Consider the following 1202-nt stretch of genomic DNA (forward strand, 5'->3'; position numbering starts at 1 on the left):
GGGGGGGGGACAGGACCCATGGCGGCGATCGTTTCTTCCGCAGAGCGGGCGTATTGGGAACAGGGGGTGGTTCGGCCCAAGTGGAAACAGGCCTGGATTCGGCGGCTGACCGGCGCGCTGACCCTGGGGGTTTTCCTGTTCCAGCAGGTTGCCCCCTCCATCGCCGGATCCATCGAAGTGGATGGCAACCCCAGCTCCACGTCTTCCGCAACCCTAACTATTGCACCAAATAACGTTCCCGTCGTCAATATCGCCCGCCCCGACGCTTCGGGTTTGTCCCACAACAAATTCCGCGACTTCAACGTCGACGGACGGGGCGTTGTCCTCAACAACAAGTCCAAGGATGCCCAGTCCAAACTTGCCGGCTTGATCGCAGGCAACCCCAAGCTCCAAGGGCGATCCGCCTCAACCATTCTGGGCGAAGTGACCGGCGCCAACCGATCCGTTCTTGAGGGCTATACGGAGGTCCACGGCGCTGCGGCGAACTGGATCCTTGCCAATCCCAACGGCATCACCTGCAACGGCTGCGGTTTCATCAATATCCCCCGGGCCACGCTGTCCACGGGCCGTCCCGGTGTCACCTCCCAGGGTCTTGAGTCGCTGTCCGTCGAAGGCGGAACCGTCGTTATCGGTCCTGGTGGCCTCGACGCCACGGAAACCTCCGCCATCGACATCATCGCCCGGGCGGCGGAAATCAACGGGGCCATCCAAGGCGGTGACCAGACGGAGCTGCGCATCATCGCCGGGCGCAACAATGTCGATTACAACAGCCTCCAGGCCTCCGCCTTGTCCGACGCCGGAGGGAAACCCGCTTTCGGTATCGATTCCTCGGCTCTGGGTGGCATGTACGCCGGACGCATCACTCTGGTGGGGACGGAGGGCGGGGTGGGCGTCCGCCTACCCGATAACGTGCAAGCGACCACCGGCGCGCTGTCCCTGACAGCGGATGGCCGGATCATCGTGAACAATACCCAATCCGTCGGCAACACCACGATCACCTCCACCCACGGTGACGTGGATTTCTTCGGTGGGACTCGCCCCCAGGGTGAGCTTTCGATTTCTGCGGCGGGAACGACCACCGTCAAAAGCGGAGCCGTGGTCGGCGCGCCGGACAGTGTCCGAATCAACACCGGAACCCTGGCGGTGGAGGCGGGCACGCTGGCCGCCGGTCTGGAGGCAGGGGGAGGCCTCAGTCAGGGCCG

At 64.1% G+C, this 1202-nt stretch carries 1 protein-coding gene; it reads left to right on the forward strand.

From position 1 onward, the window contains the following. Window positions 1-18 precede the first annotated feature (18 nt). On the forward strand, window positions 19-1202 hold a 1184-nt coding region (locus tag ACLIRY_RS27140), incomplete at its 3' end, for a filamentous hemagglutinin N-terminal domain-containing protein (protein ID WP_413208528.1).

Origin of the sequence: Rhodospirillum sp. A1_3_36, from assembly GCF_047263945.1 — a bacterium.
Lineage (GTDB): Bacteria > Pseudomonadota > Alphaproteobacteria > Rhodospirillales > Rhodospirillaceae > Rhodospirillum.